This window comes from Nostoc sp. NZL (genome assembly GCF_015714705.1).
Taxonomy (GTDB): domain Bacteria; phylum Cyanobacteriota; class Cyanobacteriia; order Cyanobacteriales; family Nostocaceae; genus Nostoc; species Nostoc foliaceum_A.
This window is the reverse complement of record NZ_WBKL01000173.1, coordinates 77,774-96,945: the sequence shown is the minus strand read 5'-3', so window position 1 is coordinate 96,945 and position 19,172 is coordinate 77,774. Positions and strand designations below refer to the sequence as shown.

General features: G+C 42.1%; 19 protein-coding genes and 1 pseudogene. 8 read left to right on the top strand and 12 right to left on the bottom strand.

Going from position 1 to position 19,172, the window contains the following annotated elements; translation table 11 throughout:
- On the top strand, positions 1 to 292 hold a 292-nt coding region (locus F8R90_RS26465), incomplete at its 5' end, for a zinc ribbon domain-containing protein (protein WP_196513146.1).
- 200 nt (positions 293 to 492) lie between these two features.
- On the opposite strand, the gene gcvP is transcribed toward F8R90_RS26465, so the two are convergent.
- The 3 genes from gcvP to gcvT form a co-directional block, all read right to left on the bottom strand.
- Positions 493 to 3,411, bottom strand: a complete 2,919-nt coding sequence (gene gcvP / locus F8R90_RS26460) for an aminomethyl-transferring glycine dehydrogenase (RefSeq protein ID WP_196513145.1) — start codon at positions 3,409 to 3,411, stop codon at positions 493 to 495.
- Positions 3,412 to 3,621: 210 nt separating this feature from the next.
- Positions 3,622 to 4,011, bottom strand: a complete 390-nt coding sequence (gcvH, locus tag F8R90_RS26455; RefSeq protein WP_190890731.1) for a glycine cleavage system protein GcvH — start codon at positions 4,009 to 4,011, stop codon at positions 3,622 to 3,624.
- Between the two features lie 125 nt (positions 4,012 to 4,136).
- A complete protein-coding gene (gene gcvT, locus F8R90_RS26450) occupies positions 4,137 to 5,273 on the bottom strand; it encodes a glycine cleavage system aminomethyltransferase GcvT (RefSeq protein WP_196513144.1) in 1,137 nt (378 codons plus the stop codon).
- A 178-nt stretch (positions 5,274 to 5,451) separates the two neighbouring features.
- Here gcvT and F8R90_RS26445 point away from each other — a divergent pair, with 178 nt between their 5' ends.
- Positions 5,452 to 5,949, top strand: a complete 498-nt coding sequence (locus F8R90_RS26445; protein WP_196513143.1) for a pentapeptide repeat-containing protein — start codon at positions 5,452 to 5,454, stop codon at positions 5,947 to 5,949.
- A 129-nt stretch (positions 5,950 to 6,078) separates the two neighbouring features.
- Here the strand turns inward: F8R90_RS26445 and F8R90_RS26440 are convergent, their stop codons facing one another.
- From F8R90_RS26440 to F8R90_RS26430, 3 genes are all read right to left on the bottom strand, one after another.
- Positions 6,079 to 7,971 (bottom strand): tetratricopeptide repeat protein, encoded by a 1,893-nt coding sequence (locus F8R90_RS26440; protein WP_196513142.1) that lies wholly within the window; start codon positions 7,969 to 7,971, stop codon positions 6,079 to 6,081.
- 204 nt (positions 7,972 to 8,175) lie between these two features.
- Positions 8,176 to 8,658, bottom strand: a complete 483-nt coding sequence (locus F8R90_RS26435) for a DUF3368 domain-containing protein (protein WP_196513141.1) — start codon at positions 8,656 to 8,658, stop codon at positions 8,176 to 8,178.
- Positions 8,648 to 8,902: a UPF0175 family protein gene (locus tag F8R90_RS26430; protein ID WP_196513140.1), complete on the bottom strand. Its 255-nt coding sequence runs from the start codon at positions 8,900 to 8,902 to the stop codon at positions 8,648 to 8,650. The genes F8R90_RS26435 and F8R90_RS26430 overlap by 11 nt, the downstream gene beginning before the upstream one ends.
- A gap of 62 nt (positions 8,903 to 8,964) precedes the next feature.
- On the opposite strand from F8R90_RS26430, the gene F8R90_RS26425 reads away from it, so the two are divergent.
- Complete coding sequence (locus F8R90_RS26425; protein WP_196513139.1) at positions 8,965 to 9,156, top strand: hypothetical protein; 192 nt, start codon at positions 8,965 to 8,967, stop codon at positions 9,154 to 9,156.
- Here the strand turns inward: F8R90_RS26425 and F8R90_RS33940 are convergent.
- From F8R90_RS33940 to nfi, 4 genes and pseudogenes are all read right to left on the bottom strand, one after another.
- A pseudogene (locus F8R90_RS33940) lies at positions 9,107 to 9,232 on the bottom strand (hypothetical protein); the annotation flags it as partial. The gene F8R90_RS26425 and the pseudogene F8R90_RS33940 sit on opposite strands and share 50 nt — an antisense overlap.
- Before the next feature lie 191 nt (positions 9,233 to 9,423).
- Entirely contained in the window at positions 9,424 to 11,382 is a 1,959-nt protein-coding gene (locus F8R90_RS26420; protein ID WP_196513138.1) for an FHA domain-containing protein, read from the bottom strand.
- A gap of 41 nt (positions 11,383 to 11,423) precedes the next feature.
- Positions 11,424 to 11,975 carry an FHA domain-containing protein gene (locus F8R90_RS26415; RefSeq protein WP_196513137.1) on the bottom strand — a complete coding sequence of 184 codons (552 nt, stop codon included), beginning with the start codon at positions 11,973 to 11,975 and terminating at the stop codon, positions 11,424 to 11,426.
- 107 nt (positions 11,976 to 12,082) lie between these two features.
- Positions 12,083 to 12,748 carry a deoxyribonuclease V gene (nfi, locus tag F8R90_RS26410; protein WP_196513136.1) on the bottom strand — a complete coding sequence of 222 codons (666 nt, stop codon included), beginning with the start codon at positions 12,746 to 12,748 and terminating at the stop codon, positions 12,083 to 12,085.
- A gap of 243 nt (positions 12,749 to 12,991) precedes the next feature.
- Here nfi and F8R90_RS26405 point away from each other — a divergent pair, with 243 nt between their 5' ends.
- From F8R90_RS26405 to F8R90_RS26385, 5 genes are all read left to right on the top strand, one after another.
- Complete coding sequence (locus F8R90_RS26405) at positions 12,992 to 13,513, top strand: hypothetical protein (RefSeq protein WP_196513135.1); 522 nt, start codon at positions 12,992 to 12,994, stop codon at positions 13,511 to 13,513.
- A 525-nt stretch (positions 13,514 to 14,038) separates the two neighbouring features.
- The gene (locus F8R90_RS26400; protein ID WP_196513134.1) at positions 14,039 to 14,857 is read left to right on the top strand and encodes a hypothetical protein; all 819 of its coding nucleotides are present in this window, start codon (positions 14,039 to 14,041) and stop codon (positions 14,855 to 14,857) included.
- 73 nt (positions 14,858 to 14,930) lie between these two features.
- Positions 14,931 to 15,146, top strand: a complete 216-nt coding sequence (locus F8R90_RS26395; RefSeq protein WP_194045281.1) for a type II toxin-antitoxin system HicB family antitoxin — start codon at positions 14,931 to 14,933, stop codon at positions 15,144 to 15,146.
- Positions 15,139 to 15,366: a type II toxin-antitoxin system HicA family toxin gene (locus F8R90_RS26390; protein WP_196513133.1), complete on the top strand. Its 228-nt coding sequence runs from the start codon at positions 15,139 to 15,141 to the stop codon at positions 15,364 to 15,366. The genes F8R90_RS26395 and F8R90_RS26390 overlap by 8 nt, the downstream gene beginning before the upstream one ends.
- Before the next feature lie 147 nt (positions 15,367 to 15,513).
- Complete coding sequence (locus F8R90_RS26385) at positions 15,514 to 16,479, top strand: aldo/keto reductase (RefSeq protein WP_196513132.1); 966 nt, start codon at positions 15,514 to 15,516, stop codon at positions 16,477 to 16,479.
- 34 nt (positions 16,480 to 16,513) lie between these two features.
- Here F8R90_RS26385 and F8R90_RS26380 read toward each other — a convergent pair whose 3' ends face one another.
- Together F8R90_RS26380 and lpxB are read right to left on the bottom strand one after the other, a co-directional pair.
- The gene (locus F8R90_RS26380; RefSeq protein ID WP_196513149.1) at positions 16,514 to 17,779 is read right to left on the bottom strand and encodes a DNA cytosine methyltransferase; all 1,266 of its coding nucleotides are present in this window, start codon (positions 17,777 to 17,779) and stop codon (positions 16,514 to 16,516) included.
- A gap of 151 nt (positions 17,780 to 17,930) precedes the next feature.
- Positions 17,931 to 19,097 carry a lipid-A-disaccharide synthase gene (lpxB, locus tag F8R90_RS26375; protein WP_196513131.1) on the bottom strand — a complete coding sequence of 389 codons (1,167 nt, stop codon included), beginning with the start codon at positions 19,095 to 19,097 and terminating at the stop codon, positions 17,931 to 17,933.
- Positions 19,098 to 19,172 lie beyond the last annotated feature (75 nt).

Below are 19,172 nucleotides of genomic sequence, written 5' to 3'. Positions count from 1 at the left end.
CTACACCAGTCAGAATTGCTCTAACTGTGGTGAGGTTGTCAAAAAAACTTTGAGTACCAGGACTCATTGCTGCCCCCATTGCGGAACAGCCTTAGACCGTGACCATAATGCAGCGCTGAATATTCTTGAAATTGGACTCCGTACTGTGGGGCACACAGGAACGTTAATCGCCTCTGGAGACATCGACCTCTGCGTGGGTGAGGAAACTCCTCCAAGTAAGTCGGGTCGCGGAAAGAGGAAGTCCAAAGAGCGATCTTTGGAATCCCCCGCTATATCAGGTACTCCTGATTAGCGGCGGGAGGATGTCAATTAAGTTATCTCTTCCTTTGTAGTTCGTTTAATAAATATTACCTGCATCTTCATGGAGAATTAGTATTAATAAAGAAATCTTTCATCTTGTGTCTTGGGACGAAACAAAATCCATACCATTATTCCGAGACTTCAAATAGTAGCCGCCTTTCTGTTTACAGAAAGGCGGTTAGCGCTGAGGTACTACGAATAAGCATCCATTGGCAGACAAGAGCAAACAAAATTCCGATCGCCAAAGGCTGCATCAATGCGACCAACAGCCGGCCAGAATTTATGTTCACGAGTCCAAGGTGCAGGATAAGCAGCTTGTTCACGAGAATAAGGATGATTCCATTCTCCAGTGATGAGACTTTCGGCAGTGTGGGGTGCGTTTTTCAAAACATTATCTTGGACATCCACCTTGCCAACTTCTATTTGGGCAATTTCTTGGCGAATAGAAATCAACGCATCACAGAAACGATCCAACTCTTGCTTAGATTCACTTTCTGTAGGTTCCACCATGATTGTACCGCCTACAGGCCAGGAGACAGTCGGCGCATGGAAACCGTAATCTATGAGACGCTTGGCAACATCATCGATTTCGATCGCAGCTGATTTTTTTAGCGATCGCAAATCTAAAATACATTCATGGGCAACTAGACCATTTTTCCCCTGATACAAAATCGGATAGTACGATTCCAGTCTCTTAGCGATGTAGTTAGCGTTGAGAATTGCCACCTTAGTTGCTTGGGTTAAACCATCTGCACCCATCATCGCAATGTACATCCAAGAAATCACTAAGATGCTAGCACTACCCCAAGGCGCAGCAGCAACCGCACCAATATGTTGGGAATTAGAAATTTCCTCCCCAGTCCTCACAACAGTATGTCCCGGCAAAAATGGCACAAGATGAGAAGCAACGCCAATGGGCCCCATACCAGGGCCACCGCCACCATGAGGAATACAGAAAGTTTTGTGCAAGTTTAAATGGCAGACATCCGCGCCAATATCTCCAGGACGGCAAATTCCCACTTGGGCGTTCATGTTTGCGCCATCCATGTAAACTTGTCCACCGTGACTATGAACAATAGCGCAGATTTCCTGAATTGGTTCCTCAAAAACACCGTGAGTTGAGGGATATGTCACCATTAAGGCGGCTAGTTCATTGCTGTGTTTTTCTGCTTTAGTCTTCAGGTCATCAACATCAATATTACCTTGTGAGTCACAAGCAACTGCCACCACCTTCATGCCGCACATCACCGCACTTGCTGGATTTGTCCCATGTGCCGAGGTGGGAATCAAACAAACGTTGCGGTGTGCTTCACCCCGACTTTCGTGATATTGACGAATTACTAAAAGTCCTGCATATTCGCCCTGAGAACCAGCATTGGGTTGTAGAGAAATTCCTGCAAAACCAGTAATTTCAGCTAACCATGCCTCAAGTTGCTCAAACAAGATTTGATAACCCTGTGTTTGCGACGAGGGAGCAAATGGATGAATCTTGCCAAATTCTTCCCAAGTTACCGGAATCATCTCAGCAGTCGCATTTAACTTCATTGTGCAAGAACCCAAGGGAATCATCGATGTAGTTAGCGATAAGTCCTTGCTTTCTAGCTTGTGCAGATAGCGCAATAACTCAGTTTCTGAGTGATAGCGGTTAAAAACTGGGTGGGTGAGATATGTACTGGTACGGCAGAGGGGGAGATGAGGAAGAGAGGGAGAAGTTAATTCTTCTAAGGTAAAAGGTAAATCATCTGTACCAGCGAAAATTTGCCAGAGGTCGATTAAATCTTCTGGTGTAGTTGTTTCATTTAGGGAAATGCCAACAGCAGTTGCATCAAAAATCCGCAGGTTAATTTGAAGCTGTTCGCTAGCTTCTAGAATATCTTTTAAATTACATGTTCCCAGTTCTACTCGCAGCGTATCAAAGAAAGATTCTGAAACGACGCTGTAACCCAAACGCTTCAGTCCTTGTGCCAGTAACACTGTCAAAGAGTGGATGTTTTCAGCAATTTCCTTCAGTCCAGTAGGCCCATGATACACTGCGTACATACTCGCCATCACCGCTAGCAGTACCTGTGCAGTACAAATATTACTAGTAGCCTTTTCGCGGCGGATGTGCTGTTCGCGGGTTTGCAAGGCGAGACGTAATGCAGGCTTACCTTGGGCATCCTTTGATACTCCCACAATTCGCCCTGGAACTAGCCGCTTATACTCTTCCTTTGTAGCAAAGTATGCCGCATGAGGTCCCCCAAATCCCAAGGGAATACCGAATCTTTGAGTGCTACCGACAGCAATATCAGCGCCAAATTCCCCTGGAGGGGTCAGCAAAGTTAAACTTAAAGGATCTGCTGCTACCGTCACCAATGCACCCTTAGCATGGGCTTTTTCTATAAAAGCGCGGTAGTCGTAAATAGTGCCATCACTTGCAGGGTATTGCAGAACAGCCCCAAAAATAGGTTGATCAAAATCAAATGTTTGATGATCGCCGACAATGATCTTAATCTCTAATGGTTGAGCACGTGTTTGCAACACATCGATAGTTTGGGGATGGCAGTCACGAGAGACGAAATAGGCATTTGCTTGATTTTTACAAATACCATAGCTTAGGCTCATCGCTTCAGCAGCGGCTGTGGCTTCATCAAGTAACGAGGCATTGGCGATTTCCAAACCTGTTAAATCGATAATTAGGGTTTGGAAATTCAGCAGCGCTTCTAGTCGCCCTTGGGCAATTTCTGGCTGATAAGGAGTGTAGGCAGTATACCAACCAGGGTTTTCTAGGATGTTACGCCCAATCACAGGTGGGGTAATACTGTCGTAATATCCCATACCAATGTATGAGCGGAAAACCTGATTTTTGGCAGCAACTTTTTTTAAAGATGTCAGTGCTGCATACTCACTTTCTGCTTCTGGTAACTTTAGCGGTTGCTTCAGTCGAATTGCTTGTGGAACTGTTTGGTCGATTAAGGTATCCAGGCTAGGAAACCCCAAAACCTTAAGCATTTGCTGGATGTCATCAGAGTTAGGACCAATGTGTCTTGGCACAAAACTACTTAACTTTGGACTTTTTTCGTCCAACACTTGCTGCTCATTAGACTTGAGAATAGGGGCGTTCAATACCACAAATTACTCTCCAGATGGTACTATTTAATATTTTGCAATAAATACTCATGATAAGTAGGTGTAACTTTTCAGTTCATCTAAATTTCATGACTTATCTTCGGGTGGAGTGGGAGATAGGAGAGATGGGGGAGACAAGGAAGATAGTGGAGACAAGGGAGAAAATTTTTACCATGTCCCCTTTGTCCTCCTTGTCCCCTCATCCCCCACTCCCTACTCTCCTTCCACCTGGGCGCGATACTCATCTGCTGTCAAAGCATCCTCAACTTCACCAGGGTCATTGACGCGCACTTTCAAAAACCACCCTTCTCCGTAGGGGTCTTCTGACACTTCTTCGGGAGAATTAATTAAGGCTTCATTGCGTTCTATAACTGTGCCTGTCACTGGTGAATTCAGTTCTTCAACGGCTTTTACTGATTCAATTGTGCCAAAGTTTTCTCCTCTGGTAAGAGCATCGCCAATTTCTGGTAGTTCCAAAAAGACGATATCGCCCAATTCATTTACGGCAAACTCAGTAATGCCAATAGTGGCAATTTCGCCATCTAGTCGCACGTATTCATGAGAATCCAAGTATCTGAAATCTTGAGGATATTCAAAAGACATATCACTTCCTCTCCCTTGTCAAAAAAATTATTGCCCCAACAGTCATCCAAGCCATATCTGGTAATGAACCTTACTGTAGATTGAGTAACTCACAACACATTATTCCTCAAAAACCTCGACGCTTATCAGTTGGCGACACGATTTTTTGACCGATAAAAGGGACGTTTAACTACAACTGCTGGGTAAGCTTTGCCGCGAATTTCGACTTCTAACTGTTGACCGACGGTTGCTAGTTGGGTAGGAACGTAGCCTAAGGCAATGGGATAACCAAGTGTAGGCGACAGAGTGCCACTAGTTACTTCTGCTACAACTTTACCTGCGGATAACACTTGATAGCCATGACGGGCAATGTTACGTCCTTGAGTTTGCAAACCCACCAATCGGCGCTGAACTCCAGCGGTTTTTTGCTGTGCTAAAACTTCCCGACCAATAAAATCGCCTTTGGTATCTAAGTGAACTAGCCACCCTAAACCTGCTTCTAAGGGTGTGGTGGTGTCATCGATATCTTGTCCGTAAAGTGCCATTGCCGCTTCTAGGCGCAGGGTGTCTCTGGCACCAAGTCCACAGGGGATAACACCAGCTTTATGGAGACTTCGCCACAATTCTACCCCCACATCTGGGTCTACCATCACCTCAAAGCCATCTTCTCCGGTGTAACCTGTGCGGGCCAGGAAGGCAGGTTTACCTAGTAGGGTTGCTTCTAAATGTCCGAAGGCTTTGATTGGTTGTAAGTCTTCTTGCACTAAGGGCTGGAGATATTTAATTGCTTTTGGCCCTTGCACAGCAATTAAAGCTTTTTCTGGTGAAAGGTCTTGGAATTGCACTTTATCCAGGTCAAGGTGTTGCAATAGCCATGCTTTGTCTTTACCAGAGGTTGATGCATTGACTATGATGAATGCCCTCTGTATACCAGTAGCGTCTTCACCTTGGTAATAGATAATGATATCGTCAATAATTCCGGCTTGGGGATTTAACAATACTGTGTATTGTGCTTGACCGGGTTGCAAACGACTCAAGTCGGAAGGTACTAGAGGCTGGAGTTGAGAAATCAGGTTTTTACCTTGGAGGGTAAATTTGCCCATATGGGAAATATCGAACATTCCGGCTGTATTTCTTACAGCGTCGTGTTCGCGGCTAATGCCACTAAATTGCACAGGCATTTCCCAGCCGCCAAAGCTGGTAAAGCGTGCTCTGAGTTCTACACCCAATTGATATAAAGGGGTTCGCGCCAGAGATTGGGCGTTGTCTTCTTGATTAGCCACGGGTAATTTTGCGATCGCACCTCAACATATATCATCCTACGAGATGCTTTCTGGTTTTACAGTCTTGTGTATCGAATTGGGGCATTGGTTATTCTCCCTGCTTCCTCATCTCCTTTGTCCTCTTCTGTGAGGTTTAATAGTTAATGATGCAAGTGTTGAGATTTATTAAGAAGACATTATGAAATATTGGCGACTCTTAGCTAGCTTTGTCTTAGCGATGGTTCTTTTTTTGTTTCCCCTATCGGCGCAAGCTGCAAGTTCTTCCAGTATTACCCGTTCTGTAGGTAATGATGAACTCAAGGGCAAGGATTACTCTGGTCAAAGTTTAGTTGGCACTGAGTTTACTAATCTCAAATTAGAGAAAGCTAATTTTAGCAATGCTGATTTACGTGGTGGTGTGTTTAACGGTACCCTACTGGAGGGAGTAAATCTGCATGGTGCTGATTTTAGTGAAGGCATAGCCTATCTAACAAAGTTTAAAGATGCTGATTTAAGTGATGCTGTGTTGACTGATGCAATGATGCTGCGTTCTATTTTTGATGATGTAAATGTCACAGGTGCTGATTTTACAAATGCAATTTTAGATGGGACGCAAGTGAAAAAACTTTGTGTTAAGGCAAGTGGTGTTAATTCTAAAACTGGTGTAGATACTCGCGAGTCTTTAGGATGTAAGTAGAATTTTCCCCCTTCTTCGTTGGTGGAGAGGGGGATATTCTTTTAACTAATTACGAATTACGAATTACGAATTACGAATTACGAATTACGAATTATGCCCAGCGTTCGCGTAGCGTGCCGGAGGCAATCGCTAATGATATGTTTCTCTTAAAAAGCTGGCATAATTTGCCCGAATCGTCATAGTAGTAGGATGACTGACACCTAAAGTTTGTTCACAAATTTTCAAAGCTTGCTCAAACAAGGGTTTGGCTTTCCTATAGCGTCTTGTATGACGGTAGAGTGCTGCGAGATTGTTAAGGCCAATAGCGACATCGGGATGGTTGTCTCCCAGCAGGCGTTGACTCAGTTCTAAAGCTTGCTTGTACAAGGGTTCGGCTTTGCTGTAGCGTCTTGTAGATTCGTAGAGTTGTGCTAAATTGTTCAGGCTAGTGGCAACATCAAGATGGTTGTCTCCCAGCAAGCGTTTTCTCAATTCTAAAGCTTTTTTAAGCAAGGGTTCGGCTTTGCTGTAGCGTCCTGTATAACAGTACAACGCTGCTAAATTATTCAGGGTAGTGGCAACATGAGGATGTTCTTCTCCCACTAGACGTTTCCACAGTTCTAAAGCTTGCTTATACAAAGGTTCGGCTTCGCTATAGCGTCCTGTAGATTCGTAGAGTAATGCTAAATAGCTCAGGGTAGTGGCGACATCGGGATGTTCTTCTCCCAGTAGCTGTTTTCTCAACTCTAAAGCGTGTTGATACAGCGGTTCGGCTTCGCTGTAACGTCTCATAGAATCGTAAAGTTGTGCTAAATTATTCAGGCTAGTAGCGACATCAAGATGGTTATCTCCCAGCAGGCGTTTACTCAGTTCTAAAGCTTGCTGATACAAAGGTTCAGCTTCGCTGTAGCGTCCTGTAGATTCGTAGAGTCGTGCTAAATTGTTCAGACTAGCAGTCACATAGGAATATTCTAAATCAAGACGATTTTGAGTCAGTTCTACACACTGCTGCAACCAAGGTTCTGCTTGCTGATAAAGTCCTTGGGCTTGATAAAACCAGGCTAATTTGGTAAACAGAATAATTCGATTTTCATCACTGAGATACTGGAATAGATGGGTTGCAACTTCTGTAATATGTGGAATATGTGGAGTGAGGTGGAGAATATCTTCAGGGTTAGGCTGTTGCGGAATTAGCTTTGCTACCTCTAACATCATCACTGCAAAGTTAGTTTTTGCTTTATCCGCCTCACTTGATTTATCCAACTTCATTTGTAAAAGTTGTCGAATCAATGGATTTAGACGATAAATTCCTTTACTTTTCTGTTGTAGTAAATGTAATTCCAGTAAATCGGCTATAGCTTTCTCATTGAGTTCTTGTTTTTTGTCATCTTGTATTATCTCAACAGATAAGGGAATGTCAGCTAAGGCACACAAACTTAGCAAACAGCCAAAGCTTTGTGCATTTTCATCTAACAGTTCCCAATTTAATTCAAAAGCTTCAGCTACACCGTATTCACAAGGCATCAATGAGTTAGCATTGACTACTGTTTCATGTTCCACTCGTTTCTTCTCTAGCCGCTTCAGCAGTGTTTTCAGAGGCAATTCTGGCATTTTATCCAGATATCCTCCCACTAACTCTAACGCTAAAGGTAAATATCCTAAAAATTCACAAATTCTTCTTGCAACCCAAGGTTCTTGTTGCAGTCGTTCCTTTCCCACCAGCAATTTTAATAATTTCATCGCCGCCAATGGTTTGAGGACATCTAATTCGCTATTATATTTTGCACTCAGGTAAGCTCGTAACTTTTCTAGTTTGTCCTGACTGTTGGAAGTTGCTAATTCAGGATAATTCTGGGCAAACTTGTCATATATCTCACTAATCCACTTTCTGAAAGCAGCAACATCAAGGTTTAATTCGCTGGCAAGTTTAGCTTCACTTTTACCTAAGTTTTCAATCTTAAAATACTTTGCAAAAGCTGCCGTTTGCTCTATAGATAAGCCATTCTTAGCAGCTTCTTTGGCTAGAAAATTAGCCCATTTCATAAACAGCTTGTGAACTTTATTTTTAATTCTACTTTCTCTCGATTTGGAAATCTCCTCTCTTTGGGGTAGAAATACCATTTACATAAAAACATTTAAAAGCAGTGGCTTGCCGTTAGGCATGGTTATTTGAGGCTTTGAACCTCAAATTTCGAGTTTTGTACTCAACAATGGCTATGCGATGTCTACGATGGGTTATGACGCTCGCTATTCTCCTGCTTGTTGTTTAAGCAAATTGACCAAACTATCGGATAACCACAAACCAGCGTCACGCAAAGCTTGAATTCCAGGAGATATGCTTGGGATTAGTCCACGTCTTTTTGCTAATATCAGCAAGCCTCCTGTTCTGATAGTAGTAATACCTAAAGCTTGACCACAACGCCGTGCTGCTCTATCGTCAACAATAGCGGCACAGTCTGAATTTTTTAGTGCCAAACTCAATACTTGTGATTCTCCCTTTCCTAAATCCCAAGCTGCTACAACAGGAGCAATAGTATTAACTTCTACTGTTTGTATCCAAGAAATACTGGGTAATTGTGTTGATGCCACATCATCTTTTGTTGTGACTTCTTCAAAAACACTGAATGGAACTAAAATTTCTGTGAATAATTGTGGAAGTAATTGTGCTTGCTGACTTTTTAAAAGAACAATCAAAGGTGAAGAGTTAATAATTACACGATTAATCGGCATTTGCCAGTTCCTGGGCTAACTCTTGGGCAGTATATTGCATAAAATCTACTTGGTAGCGTGATAAGGCATTAATAAATTCAGCACGAGTTAGACCAGCAATTTCTCCTGCTTTTGCTTGTGATATGTCGCCTAATTCATCCCATTTAACTGCTGCGGCAATTCGCATTTCTTGGATAAATTCTTCAGGATTTTTACGAAGTGCTGAAAATACTGTTTCTAGTAATTGGATTGGTACTGTTCGCATAAATTTATCCTCAAATTCGGCTTCTGGAATTTGAAACCGCAAAGCGATGTCTACGACGGGCTATGCCTACGCTCTATTCTTTACTGTACTTTGATTATGAGGGGAAGATCGCTGCTACAGTTTGGACTACAACTGTTGTGTGGCATCAATTTAGTGTGATTTTGCCAGAAAAGGTGCGATCACGTAGCGTGCCGGAGGCGATCGTTAGCGATATGCTCCTCTTAAAAACCTTTCATAATTTCCCCGAACCGTGATTGTATAGGGATGACCTACACCTAAAGTCTGCTCAAAAATTACCAAAGCTTGCAGATACAGAGGTTCAGCTTCACTGTAGCGTCCTGTAGAATCCTAGAGTGATGCGAGATTGTTCATGCTTATGCCGACATGGGGATGGTTGTCGTTGAACCTTTGAACTTCGACGTTGAACCTTTTATCCTCGACGTTGCACCTTTTATCCTCGAAGTTGGGATTTGCTACTCAAAACAGCCAGATAAATACTCTATTTCTACTGCCTCCTTATACTAAGGTGACTGATTTAACACCCACTTCAACCACTGCCTAAAAGAACTTATAGTATTCAAATGATGAACTCCAGGTGCACGGATGGCGGCGAGTCCATCAACGGCGACTAATGCAGCATATTGCAAGCCCAAAAAACTATCAACGGCGGCATAAGGGCCACCTAAAGTAATAGCTCCAGCAGCATACATTTGACCGTTCCCACTACGCATTTCTACTAATTCAAAATTGTTCGCTACAGTCAATCTCCCCAAGTGATTCACTGGGAGGTTGTAATGTTTCACCAAATCCGCTATTAGAGGATTGGCATCTACTTTGGCATCCAGTCCAGTAGCATCAACAATAAAATCAGCTAGCAATTTCATTTCCCCAAAGCTTTGTTCTCTGATATGTGTAATAGTACGGTTTTGGGCATCTCGTTCCACATCCAGAACCTCACCAAAGGTAATTTGATACCAGCCTTCGCTTATCCCTTGGGCAGTAATTTGCTGCCAGTCGTGGCGGTCGGCGGTGGTAGTTCCACCCCAGTCTGCTAATAAACGTTTGCGTTCATCGGGGGTGGCTTTTTCTAACATTGCCCGGAGTTCGCCGCCCCAACAGGCTTTCGGCCAGTTAAAGGGTTGAAATTCGTAATGATTTTTGACTAGGCGCTGGGTATTTTGAAATTTGTTGCCTTGAGGTTTAGGCGATCGCATTAAATGCAAAACTGCAATATTCCGATTTCGCTTTCTAGCTTCGTAAATGCGTTGAATAATCCGCGAAGCCACAATTCCCCGCCCACGAATCAATACCGTCCCACCTTGTCGCTCTAGTTGCTCATAAACATGATCGTGTGCCTCATAAGCATTGACTACAGATTTAAAGTCTTGATATTTTTCTCTATAAGCTTGCAAATCTGGAAGAAACTGAATTGCTGGATATCCAGTAGCTAAATGTAAATAACGACTAACTAAAAAAGCATAATTTCCTGGGGCGCGAGAATAGGCTACACAATACCTGCCATCATCAGTTTTGCGAATTCCCCTAACTCGCCCATAGCGATAAATTTGATTCCAGCCAATACGCTTTGCCTCCCTATCTATGGAATCAAAAACATTACCCGCACGGGGAGTATAAGTTTCCGCAAATGTTGGTTCAGCAAACACTTGCCACAAATACTTGAATGCTGATTTCATCTGTCCCTTGCTGCAATCGTGCCAAGCCTCACGCAAGGCATAACTAGGCCAGCCCCAAATATTATCAGGACAAGAGTCAGAATTAGAACGCAGTCTTTCATATAAGGGAATTTGCGAATTCAGACACAGGCGCTTATAACGAGCATAAGGCTCGGCCTCTAATCCCAAAGCCATAATTTTGTCAGCACGCACACCACTAATTCGCAGCAAATCAGCCCAAACGAAGCTACCCAGTCCCGCCCCGATCGCTAGATAATCAGATTCATCCACTGGCAGTCCCGTAGCATGAAGTGCTTGCACAGCGACATTTTGTGCCTGAAACGCTAATGGCGGGAAATTACTTGCCACGGGCGTTAGCGGCTGGACTACAGGCAAGCTGGGGTCTGGGTGATTGGTATTTGCGTTGAAATGAATCGTTGAAGGAGGGCTGGTATCTGGTGCGGATACGTTAACAGCAAATGTCACTGTGATCACATAGGGGCCAATTTGTAACGTATCGCCATTAGCCAGAACACTACGCGTTTGTGGTTGACCGTTGACATATACACCGTTAACGCTGCCTTGGTCAATCACCACCAGATGGTCTTGTTCCCAGTCAATTAGGGCATGGTAGCGAGATACTTCGTTACTGTTAAGCAGCATCCTAGAAACCCGCACTCCCCTGAGTTCAGCAGGTAAACGAGCGAATTCTCGACCAAAAGCGATCGGCATATTCAACCTTGGTTCTCGCCGTTCACCCGTCGCTGGATCGTCCCAACTCAATTGGATTTGTAAGTTATTTGTCATTAGTTATTCCCCTCTGCTCCCCTGCTCCCCTGCCCTTTTCCTCAACTACTCGGTGCTACTAATACACTCACAGCCGCAGCTAAAGATGTCCCACACCAATGACAGCCAATTTGTAGATTCTCTCCTGGGGAAACTTTATGACATTTGGGGCATTCTAAGCCATAAACTCCGGGCAGTGGTGCGGGGGGTATTGGTGGATGGTGGTGATGTTCGATATTTACGGGTGGATGGGGTGGCAGCAAAATTGTTGCTGGAATGCTACCCGTGGAAACGCTAGTAACGTTGAGTTTTATTTGTCCCAAAGAGATACTAGTGCCCTGAGTTAAAGGCATTTCACCTTGGACTAATTGCCGTCCATCGATAAGGGGGGGATTTTGCGATCGCAAATTTCTGATATAAAAGCGCTGTTGCTGGTGATGAAAAAATATTTCAACGTGCAGACCGGAGACAGTGGGGTGACTCAGAACAATATCGCACCGGAGAGGGTCACGACCGATACGAACAGTACCATGATTTTGACTTGGCTGTTGTTCGTAAATGTTCTGAGTTTTATCTTGACCAGCATCATGCCACTGTAAAGTTAGTGTGTTCATTGTTCTAACTTCGTAAATCGTATTTAGCTATTTCAACATCTTCCTGTGCGATTCCTAACACGATTGAGTAGGTGCAAGCAAGTATTTAGAAAAAACTTCAACAAGCTTTATTTTGCCGATGCTAATTTATCAGCAATGCGTGTAGTTTCTGGCAGCCGATATTTGGGCGTGCAGCGTAATACATAGTCAATTGCTGTCGGTAAACTAATTCGATGACCACTGGAGATGTATAGAGGTTTTACTCCTGTGCGCGATCGCAAAACCACCCCAATGGTTTCACCGTTATATATCAGTGGTTGCGTGCTGCCTTTGGTTTCTGCCAATTCCTCATGCTTACCTATCAACCTGGACTTGGCTACACCAATTGTTGGCATATCTATAAGTAACCCCAAATGGCTAGCTATACCTAATCTCCGGGGATGGGCAATTCCCTGACCATCACACAGAATGATATCTGGTATTGTTTTAATCTTTTCCAGGGCATCAAGAACGGCTGGAATTTCCCGAAATGAGAGGAACCCAGGAACATAAGGAAAGGTTGTAGGACGGTGTGCTAGGCTTGTCTCGATTATTTGCAAATCAGGAAAACTCAGTACTGCGACAGCTGCACGGCTAATTGTTCCATCAGCTTCAAAACCCATATCCACTCCAGCGACGTACTGAATAGGTTCTTGCAGTTGATCCTCAGTAATTACTTGATCTCGCAGCTTTTCTTGGATAACTATGGCTTCTTCTAGCGTCGAGGGCCAAGCATAATCTCGATAAAACTTCATATTTCAAATTGGAATTAAACTGATTAATATTAATCCTGTTAATTTGGCAAGCACAAAAACACTAGTTTTTGATTTCAAGACAGAGAAAATATAATTTTTGCAAAAGTCCGTGAAAGACTATCTTTATAGTAGACATTTTAGCCCAGCTTAGTTGATATCTTGCATCATAATGTTACTTCAGGCTGTCAAGAGGGAATCCTGAGAATATAAGTTTATTTTCCCAGAGTTTTTCTTTTACTGGTTATGACACAGCCAAATATTCTAAAACTTGCAAGACAGGGAGATTCCCAGGCGATCGCATCTCTAATGAACCGCCACCTACACGCCAAAGGGATCACTGCAACAGTTGCCTTTAAAGATACTTGTTTAGAGGTAATACTAGAATCTGTCCAAGTACCAAATCAGCAAATTTTAGTTCCATTTATCCGCAAAGGGTTAACAGCTTTAGGGGCTGCATCTGTTGAGATAGTGAAAGTTTATGGGCAACAAACTGGTAAAGAGTTTCCAGCTTGGAGTAAAGAATTTGATTTGGGCATAGCAGAAGTTTATTTAGAACCAGTAGATAATGAGCAGTCTTCTAGTAATCCTCAAACTCTAACTATTTGTATTAACTTAAGTGGTGATACTGTACAGGGATTAACAAACCAAGATTTTGAATTTATTGCCAATCAAATCAGCACTGATATTTTATCCTCTTGTACCGACGTTTTTATTCAAAAAGTAAGCATTACTAATGGTAGCTCTGTAATTACAAAGGAACGTTAGGGTTTAATTTATATTACGTAACAATATAGACAATGAATCTAAAATTGGCTTGTTCGCAAAAGGCATAATAAATTTCACTAATTTTTAAATATAGGAATATAAAATTTCTGATAATGTTGTTTATAGCTGTAAATGGGGAATCATAAGATAGACAATAATTTATTTTTTGCATTTATTAGGTTATGATGCAGCCAAATAATCAGGAAGTTGTTAGGCAAAAATTACAAAAGTTTTATTGGCCTTTATGGTTTCCTTATCCTAGCTCTTGGTTAAAAGCATTGATAATGACTCTATTTATGAGAGTCATTATATTTATAGTTCAAAATACTGGAAAGCTAGGTTATGACATCATATATTTTGTACACAGCCCGGAATTATTTTTTATATTTACAATATTGTTAATCTTATCTCCAATTCCGATAATTTCTTGGACTCATCACTGCTTACACTTACTTATTAGTCGGTTTTTCTCAGAAATTCAAGGCACCCGAAATAGGTAGAACACAAGGATTATTACCAGGAATAATGAGTTGGTGGGAAGGATTGTACGCTTGGCTTGTAATTATAATTTCTACATTAATATCATTTTTATTTTCTATAATACTTGTACCATTATTTAATCCTAACTACGACAGACACCTTGAATACCATACACAACTAGAAAATATTAATAATGTAATATTAATGTTCGGGCTATTCTATATTTCTACTGGGGCACTGATTTATCAAATTGAATATTTGGTAAGACACCGAATAATATCTGCTTATTCTGGCAACGAAAAAAAAGATCCCAGCGAATCAAACATTAATTTAGATACAGAGAAAGAAGTCAATAGATTGCGCGGGGAAATGGGTTTACATAAAATAAAATCAAATATTTTATCGAATAAGGGACAAAATACAATTATCGAGCCTCGACATAAGGATCGTAATTTAAATAAAAAGTTGTTGTTCATTTTTATAATATTTTCAATATCTCTAGGAATATATTTTTCTTCAGGATTTTCAGAAATACTCAGATCAACTTCTAAAAGTTCAACACAAATACCATCAAAGCCTGTATTAGTTACACCCTCACCAGTGACTTCAGAATCGCCTATTGTTTTACTTCCAACTGATACATTCCCAGATGCGGTAAGTAAAGCAATTAATGCAGCTAACCTTACTCAATCAGCAAAATCTCCAGATGAGTGGAAGACAGTTGTGAGTCAGTGGGAAGCTGCGATCGCACTTATGAAAGCCGTGCCATCTTCTAGCCAAAATTATGTAGTAGCTCAACAAAAAATTATAGAATATCAGAAAAATCTAAACTACGCTGAAAAAAATGCCGTCGATACCAAGTAATGCGATCGCACCTCAAAGCTAAACTAGAAAAATGAGTGCGCTCGCTCGACTATCTTTATCAAAATAAAACCCTATGAAGACTAAAACATTAACTGCCATTCTTCACAAAGAAGAAGATATGTATGTTGCTGAATGTCCTGAAGTTGGCACGGTTGACCAAGGTGAAACAATTGAAGAAGCTCTCGCTAATCTTAAAGAAGCTACAAGGCTATATCTAGAAGAATGTCCTTTACTTGACACTGATACTAGTCCGAGATTTGTAACAAGTATAGAAGTCAGCTATGCCTAGATTGCCAAGAATATCAGGTAGTGAGGCAATTCGTGCATTAGAGCGTTTAGAATTTATTCAAACTAGACAAACTGGTAGTCATGTTGTACTAAAAAAAACAACTCTCGAAGGAGAAATTGTTTGTGTTGTACCACTACACCGCGAGTTAAAAGTTGGTACACTCAGTGGTGTTCTGAAGCAAGCAAGAGTCACACCAGAAGAGTTTATAGACAATTTGTGAGCGCGTAGGCGTAGCCCGTCGTAGACATCGCTCTTATTTTTACCTATCCTGATGAAATGTGATGGATCTATGCTTTAGAAGGATATCCAGTTAGTCCCCCCTAGCTAAAATTTGAGAATAAAAGTAATTTCGCTCCCGAAGCCAATCATGACAGAAGGAAAAACGCGGCGTAATTTCCTAATTACCAGCATTGCTGTGACTAGCGGTATTGTGGCAACTAATGCCTTACAGCAAAATACTATCAACATCGCAACACCGCCAGCAGCTATGCCAGAACGGTTACTGGGACGCACGGAAGTAAAACTCCCTATCTTTGGTTTAGGAGGAGCAGGACAAACGCCGCTATCCTGGGAAGGAAAAGAGGGTGATGCTGTGGCAATTATTCAAAGAGCGCTAGAACTTGGCATTCGCTATTTTGATACAGCCGCTAGTTATGGGCCGAGTGAAGATTATTTAGGCAAAGTGCTACCACCCCATCGCTCAAAACTGTTTCTAGCAAGCAAGACTGATCAAAGAGATCGGGATGGTGCATGGCGAGAATTAGAGCGATCGCTGAAACGTCTCAATACAGATTATCTCGATTTGTGGCAGTTGCATCACGTCTCTTTTTCTGAAGAACTCGACACCATCTTTAGTCCATCTGGCGCAATTAAAGCTTTAGAAGAAGCCATACAACAAAAATTGGTGCGATTTGCAGGTATTACCGGACATCACGACCCTCAAATAATTGCCGAAGGGTTACGTCGCTATCCTTTCCACACTACACTGATTCCTGTGAATGCCGCCGACAAACACCACCCACGTCCATTTATCCCGGTAGTTCTACCAGTTGCTAAAGAAAAAAATGTCGGTGTGATTGCGATGAAAGTCCCCGCTTATGGGCGGCTGTTTAAATCAGGTGGATTGGCAGGTATGGAGCAAGCTTTAGGTTACACAATGTCTCAGCCTGGAGTTCATTGTTGTGTAATTGCCGCAGAGACAGTTTCACAATTAGAGAATAATGTCAAGATAGCGCGGGCTTTTGTGCCTCTTAAAAAGGAAGAATTAACAGCGATCGCACAACGGACTGCTAACATCTGGGAAGATAGTACATTTTTCCGTGCTTGGACTTAGCCCAACCTTGCACATATTACAAAGTGTATTCATACTAGTCACACTGATAATATTGTGCCGCTTGCGACATATTAAATTGTAATAGCTTCTCCTCTCCCAACTTGTATCGCAAACTCGGCTTAAAAGGCGAAATATTCAAATTACGAATAATTTCTGTCGCCACAGCCTTTGCTAGTAAAGGTGGTACAGAGTTACCAACTTGCCGAAATCCGTGCCATTTGGTTACATGAAATCTAAACCAATCGGGGTAAGAATGCAATCTCGCCGCTTCCCTGACTGTAATACAACGGGGTGTAGATGGATGAATCGGTCTAGGAGATGTAAAAGAACCCCTATACTTATCTGTTCCGGCTCTTAAAGTATTACAGACACCAGCAGGATGCAGCTTATAAAAACGACTAATTTTTTCTCTCTCACCTTGTTGAGTATCCTGAAAACGTTTAATAGTTTCCGCCGAATGTTTTGTTCTTAAACTTGAAGAAAGTATTCGCAAATCATATTCACGTTTGTAAGAATAATCATTGTCTAGGTATTTGATACCGCGAAGTACAAGAGCATAGTTACTAGGCTTTTCGTATTCTGCTACAACCCAATCTGTTGTTAGTAACTCTGGATATTTTTCTATTTCAGGTAAATCTCCAATTGCATCCCATACTGTAGGACTCAATGGTAAATCAGATATTTTTTTGGAATTTAAATTATTTGGTAATGCTTGTTTAGTAATCGGCAAAGGATATTGTGGTAACTCTACGTCCTCCCTTGCACCTATGAGAAATAATCTCTCACGTGACTGTGGTACTCCGTAATTTGCAGCGTTGAGAATTTGGTAATTTTCTTCTACGTTATAGCCGTGAATTCTAAACTCGCTAATTAATGTTTGGAGAATTTGTTTATGTTCGCCAACTGTGATTCCTCGGACATTTTCCATCACAAAGAATTTCGGATTTAGCTCAAAAACCAGTCGATGAAAGTGAAATACCAAAGAGTTTCGAGGATCGTCAACAGCCCGTTTACCAATTAGGGAAAATCCTTGACATGGTGAGCCACAAATTACTACATCAATTTCGCGATCGCCAATCTTAGAACGATTCCTAATTTCTTCCCCGGTTGTATCCACGACACTTTTACATAACACTGAGCAAAAAGGGAAGTTAAACTCATGTGTTGCACAGTGGATGGGGTCAATTTCCACAGACGCTAGCACATCAAAACCAGCTTGCTCAAAGCCAAGAGTCATACCGCCCGCGCCAGCGAATAAGTCAACTGCGATCGCTCTTTGTTTTTTCATCTCATAAGCCATGACACCCCTATCTAATTCGTAATTTCTAATTCGTAATTCGTAATTATCGCAGAAATACGGGTTGCGGCAAAAACAGATACTTTGCACTTAATTTTACTCATAAATAAACTGATTGATTCTCCATTTTTAATTACGAATTACGAATTACGAACTACGAATTATTTGGTCGCATTTGCAAAATTTCTTGAGCAGCGCGATCGCACACGCCAATTTCTCCTAAACTTTGCCGCATTTCCTGATAATCTGCTAAAGTTTGCTCTCTGCGACTGGGATTGAGTAGCAGTTCCATCGCTGCTTGGATAATATTCTCTGGTGTGGCTTGCTCTTGTAAAAATTCTGGCACAATCGACTTCATCACTACTAAATTGGGTGGCGATGCAAAGGCTATAGAACCTTTGAGGATTTTACGAGCTATCCAAGCAGTCAAGCGACTTAGGCGGTAAACTACAACTTGCGGCACATTCAACAGAGCAAGCTCCAGGTTGACAGTACCAGATTTGCTAATGGCTAAATCAGCCGCAGCAAAAACTTCCTTTTGTTGACCGGAAAGGACTGTAGCCCGCAAACCATAACTCTCAATAGCCTCCTCAATTGGCTGTCTATAGGCTTCCAGCGATAGGGGTATCCAGAAATGAACTTCAGGTAATTTAGCTTGAATAGTTTGGGCGGCTTGAAAAATAATTGGTAAAAGATATTTTAGTTCTTGGCGGCGAGAAGCGGGGAGGAGTGCGATCGCAATTTGTTCTGGTGCAATCCCCAGCATTACACGGGCTGCTTGGCGACTGGGAGCGTCTTGCATTCGGTCAACCAAAGGATGTCCTACCCAACTAACTTTTGCCCCTTGCTCGCGGAAATAACGGGCTTCCTGTGGAAAAATTGCCAACAGCTTGTCTGTAAAACCAACAATCCGGTTAGTTCTACGCAAACTTAATGACCAAGCCCACTCTTGGGGAGCAATGTAATACACTACAGGTACATCTGGTAACTGCCGTTTCATGTAAGTCCCAATTTCCAGATTGGGAGTCATATAATCGATCAGCACCACTAAATCCGGTGGATTTTGTTTTAGGGAAGCGATCGCTTGTCGTTGCACTTGGAGAGTTGGTAAAACATAAGGTAGCCCTTCTAAAATACCCATTGAGCCAATACTACTGGTATTGCCCAGCAGAATTGCCCCAGCCTCTACCATTTTTTCGCCACCCAGCGCCACAATCTCTAAGTCCAACCCAATCGCCACAGCTTGACGCTTCAGCGCTGTAATTAGCAGCGATCCTTGTAAATCGCCAGATACTTCGCCAGTGCTGATAAATATCCGCATTTGATAATTGGTAATTAGTAAAAACTTAGGAATGAATAGTTAGAAGTGAGGAGTTAAGAGTGAGGAGTGAAAAAT